The organism is uncultured Paraglaciecola sp. (assembly GCF_913058035.1).
In the GTDB taxonomy this organism is placed as follows: domain Bacteria; phylum Pseudomonadota; class Gammaproteobacteria; order Enterobacterales; family Alteromonadaceae; genus Paraglaciecola.
The window spans coordinates 1-4737 of record NZ_CAJXPA010000256.1; the positions used below are offsets into that span (position 1 = coordinate 1).

Here is a 4737-nt window from a genome sequence, read left to right on the forward strand (position 1 = left end):
CGACGTAACTCATCACTTTTTTGTGTTCAATACCTTCAATAGGTGGAGTTCGTGGAGCAATGCCTGTAGCAATGATGACTTCATCAAACTCGCTGCTGTTGAGTGTATTGGCATCCACACGGGTGTTAAGTTTAATCGTAACATTATGCAATTCCATCTGGCGGGTATAATAACGAAGTGTTTCAGAAAACTCTTCTTTTCCAGGAATTTGTTTGGCGATATTGAATTGCCCACCAAGCTCGCTAGCAGAATCAAAAATGGTTACCTTATGCCCACGTTGTGCCGCTGTAGTAGCTGCAGCTAAACCAGCTGGCCCAGCGCCTATTACTGCTATGTTTTTTATAGTTGTAGTTGGCTTAATCACCAGCTCAGTTTCATGGCAAGCACGGGGGTTAACCAAACAGCTGCTCGTTTTGCCTTCAAATACATGGTCTAAACAAGCCTGATTACAACCAATGCAAGTATTGATTTCGTCTGAACGATTTTCCATTGCCTTTACTACAAATTCAGGGTCAGCTAAAAATGGTCTTGCCATTGATATCATATCGGCATCACCACGAGCTAGCACCTCCTCTGCCACTTCCGGCGTATTGATTCGGTTTGAAGTAATGACAGGGATAGACAAAGCTTTTCTAAATTTAGCCGTTACCCAAGTAAAAGCAGCACGTGGTACTTTAGTGATGATGGTAGGAATACGTGCTTCGTGCCAACCAATACCAGTATTGATAATAGTGGCGCCTGCTTTTTCAATGGCTTGACCTAACTCAACCACTTCATCATAAGTCGAACCACCTTCAACTAGGTCCAACATCGACAAACGATATATAATGATAAACTTCTCACCCACAGCTTCGCGAACGCGGCGCACTACTTCCAACGGTAAACGAATGCGATTTTGATATGAACCGCCCCATTCATCATCTCTATGGTTAGTTCGAGCCGCAATAAACTGATTTAAGAAGTAACCTTCAGAACCCATTATTTCTACTCCATCGTAACCCGCCTTTTGCGCTTGTACCGATGTGTCTATAAAATCTTGTATTTGTTTTTCTATTCCTGCTGCATCCAAAGCTTTGGGCTTAAAGGGATTGATTGGAGCTTGTACTGCAGATGGAGCAACTAGTGCTGGATTATAAGCGTAGCGACCCGTGTGTAATATTTGCATGCAGATTTTACTGCCATGCTTATGCACCGCATCTGTGATCATTTTGTGGTGGCTAATGGCTTCTTCAGAATCCAGAAGATTAGTGTCTTTGTGTGTGGCCCCTTCATCATTTGGCCCTATACCGCCTGTAACAATCAGGCCTACTCCACCTTTTGCTCTCTCTGCAAAATAAGCGGCCATTCGTACGTGACCATTAGGTGCCTCTTCAAGACCAGTGTGCATGGAACCCATTAGCACTCTGTTTTTGAGCTGAGTAAAACCCAAATCTAAAGGTTTAAGTAGATGCGGGTATTTTTCTAAGCCTTGAGATAATGCAGTATTTACAGTCATATAAATATTATTCCTATTGTTCAAATTAGTTATATTTTGGGGATGCTGACTTACATGCCAGAAGATTTTTTGTGGAGTTCACTGTAAACAGGCAAACGTTTCTCTTGTCCCGCTGTCATTGCTTCATTTACGTCAGGCATTTGTAACATGCCACTTTGCCAAGTAGCCATATAATTTAAGCTGTCTGATACGCTGTGATCACGTGTATAGTTAATCATTTCCTTACACCCTGATACGGCCATTGGAGAGTGCATGGCAATTTGGGTCGCAATTTTCATGACCGCTTTGAGCATACTTTTCTGATCAGCAAATACTTGATTAACAAACCCACATTCTTTGGCTTCAATACTTGGCATATTGCGCCCAGTGTAAGCTAACTCTCTTACCAGACCTTGCGGTATGAGGTGTGGTAAACGTTGAAGAGTACCTACATCTGCAGTCATACCCAACTCAGTTTCTTTAATCGTGAAAAATGCATCAAGAGTACAATAACGGCTATCTGCAGCACATATCATATCCACAGCGCCGCCTATAGCTCCTCCTTGAATTGCAACAAGTACTGGTATTCTTATTTCTTCTAAAGCATTAAACGCATCCTGTAATTCAAGTATCCATCGACGAGAACGTTCAGCTCTTCTTGCAGGCTCACCTTGAAAGTCTTTGGCCATGTTGGTAAACACTGATAAATCCATACCTGCACTAAAATGCTTACCCTGTGAAGAAATGACAATCACCCGTGCTTTTGACTCTTCATCAATCTTTCTTACCACCGCTGGTAATTCTCGCCAGAATGCTGGCACCATGCTGTTGAGTGCCTCTGGACGACTCAGTTGGATATGAGCGATGTGGTTTTCGATGTTCACCGACAACGTTTCTAACGCAAATAAATTGATATCAGGCAACTCATACTCCTTGGATTAGCTATGCGCTTAACAATAAAAATTAATACATAAAGCCAAAGCTGATAGCAGAACATTAAACTAGACATCGTCAAGATAAAAGCTTATGTTGACGCTGTCAAGATATCAAACATCAAATATATTAATAGACGTTTATGAGTCATCAAGCAGAATCAGAACCTAAACAAAATAAGTCGAGTTATCACCATGGTGACTTGCGAAGTACACTTCTTTATGCGGCTAATTCACTGCTAAAAGAAATGGGTATTGAAGGGTTGTCTTTACGCAAATTAGCCGACAAGGTTGGCGTGTCTCGCACCGCACCCTACCACCATTTCAAAGATAAAAATCAATTGCTTTGTGCTATTGCTGAACAAGGCTTTGTGCATTGGCAACAAGACGCTGAATTCATATTTAACCAAGATATGTTGCCTCCTAAAGAAAAATATCGGCAATTTTTTCATGGCTATATTACTTATGCAGCTGATAACCCAGAATTGTACGACTTAATGTTTGGTCGTACAATTTGGAAACTAAATAGTGCTACTAATGAACTACGAAGCGTTGCTTACCCAAGTTTTAATTATCAAGTAGAAATGACTAAAAAATGGCAGTTGCAGGGATTGATGCCTCGCGGTGAGGATACCTTACGTTTGTCGCAAGTCACATGGGGCACAATGCACGGTATAGCACGCTTATTAATTGACGGTATTTACGCTGACCGAAGCCATATTGATGAAATGTGCGACTGCGCGGTTAATTTGTTCACACAACAATTGACACAATCTAAATAACCCAGAAATAATAAATCGTACAAATACTAATTAGACTAGTAACTTTAATTTATTTCCAACCTTGTACCCATTGTTGCGTGTCTTTTAAGTCTGGCCAATAGATCTGTGTTGAACATTTGGACATTACAGCCTCTATCAAACATGAAACAACAGCTGCATCTTCATCGTATTCGACTTCAATAATAATAAAATGTTTTTCTTTATTTAAAGGCGATACAGCTGTCCATTTACTATTCAGCAGCTTTTTGGGGGAGATTTTATTCAATACGTTTCCTAAATTTATCCATGAACTAATGACATTATTACTTAAAATATCATTAGATTGACTAAAGATATTTTATTTATCTGTGGCATTTGGATTTTAGAGACTCTAGTTGACGGGTTTTCTAACATAAAAGAGAGCAGCTATAGATGCAAACTGAAATCTGGCACACAAGAAATATTAAACCTAACATTACTAACGACAACAATATGCGAAGATCAGATGCGAAGATCAGATGTTCAAGAATAAGAAAAATAAAAGCATTGTGCTAATCGAGCGTTTTATCTTTTTAAACACTATTGTTTGCTAAAAACGATGCAATATTTCCATGGGAACTCTTACGACTGGGCACACATCACGCAGACTAGTCATAAATAGTTTTTCATGGTTTTGACATTCTAATCACAACGCGGCGGTTTTTAGCTCGTGTACTTTCATTAGTGTTAGGTGATATGTGCCGCCTCTCACCATGTCCTGTGATCTCTATGCGTTCTGGGGATACCCCCATAGAACTCAAAAACGTTTTTATTTTTAATGCTCTGCGTATAGAGATTTCTTTGTTGACTGCTCGACCACCAAAACTATCGGTATAGCCGTCCAATAATATAAGTTCTAAATCAGTATCTTCTTTTAAATATTCACCAATAGCAGCTAGGCGTTTCTGCGAGTATTTAGTCAAATTAGTGTTATTAAAATGATACGTGAGCACTGTATACGCAATATCTTGGAAACTATAAGGTAATAGATTTGCTACACATTGCGCAAATTGTTTATACGGAATAGCAAAGTTACTAGCGTTTAATCCCACTGCCACTTTATCATGCGGGTTGTACCAATCCTGATAATATATAGTTGGCCAGAAACCTTTCTCTAACTCTGTCAACATAATCCAAGCAGTTTGTTCAGGTAAGTCACCATTGTATTGCTTAAGAATAGGCATATCCGCAATGGTGCGTTGTACTTTTCCGGGCATCCATTTTGGTGGAACTGAATTCACTACAGCGACACCATAAGACTTAGGAAGAAGTAGCATATCCAGTTCAAACTCCATGTTAAGCTGTTTTGATGCAAAACTTCTAAAAATGGCTTCTCCATAACCAGGGAGTTTATGGTTTAACGTGCATTGTAAACGACTTTTATTTTTGAGCTTCCAATCTGAGTTCTCAACTTTCGTATAATATTGGCGTAATGCAGCTTTAGTGTTTAAAGACGCTAAAATCTGTCTCTTATATTCATCTCCGAGCCCACGAGACCGTACTAGATCTCGTATGCCGTCTTCTGCTTGAA

General features: G+C 39.8%; 5 protein-coding genes. 1 reads left to right on the forward strand and 4 read right to left on the reverse strand.

Annotation, left to right across the window (positions count from 1 at the left end; genetic code table 11):
- Positions 1-1495 (reverse strand): NADPH-dependent 2,4-dienoyl-CoA reductase (locus QZ562_RS19690; RefSeq protein WP_293764089.1); only part of this gene is annotated, 1495 nt, incomplete at its 3' end.
- Between the two features lie 50 nt (positions 1496-1545).
- Positions 1546-2397, reverse strand: coding sequence for a crotonase/enoyl-CoA hydratase family protein (locus QZ562_RS19695; protein WP_293764092.1), 852 nt, complete (start codon positions 2395-2397; stop codon positions 1546-1548).
- Between the two features lie 152 nt (positions 2398-2549).
- On the opposite strand from QZ562_RS19695, the gene QZ562_RS19700 reads away from it, so the two are divergent.
- Complete coding sequence (locus tag QZ562_RS19700; RefSeq protein ID WP_293764095.1) at positions 2550-3188, forward strand: TetR/AcrR family transcriptional regulator; 639 nt, start codon at positions 2550-2552, stop codon at positions 3186-3188.
- Positions 3189-3237: 49 nt separating this feature from the next.
- Here QZ562_RS19700 and QZ562_RS19705 read toward each other — a convergent pair whose 3' ends face one another.
- Complete coding sequence (locus tag QZ562_RS19705) at positions 3238-3453, reverse strand: TIGR02450 family Trp-rich protein (RefSeq protein ID WP_293764097.1); 216 nt, start codon at positions 3451-3453, stop codon at positions 3238-3240.
- A gap of 379 nt (positions 3454-3832) precedes the next feature.
- Positions 3833-4669: an OmpA family protein gene (locus QZ562_RS19710; RefSeq protein ID WP_293764099.1), complete on the reverse strand. Its 837-nt coding sequence runs from the start codon at positions 4667-4669 to the stop codon at positions 3833-3835.
- Positions 4670-4737 lie beyond the last annotated feature (68 nt).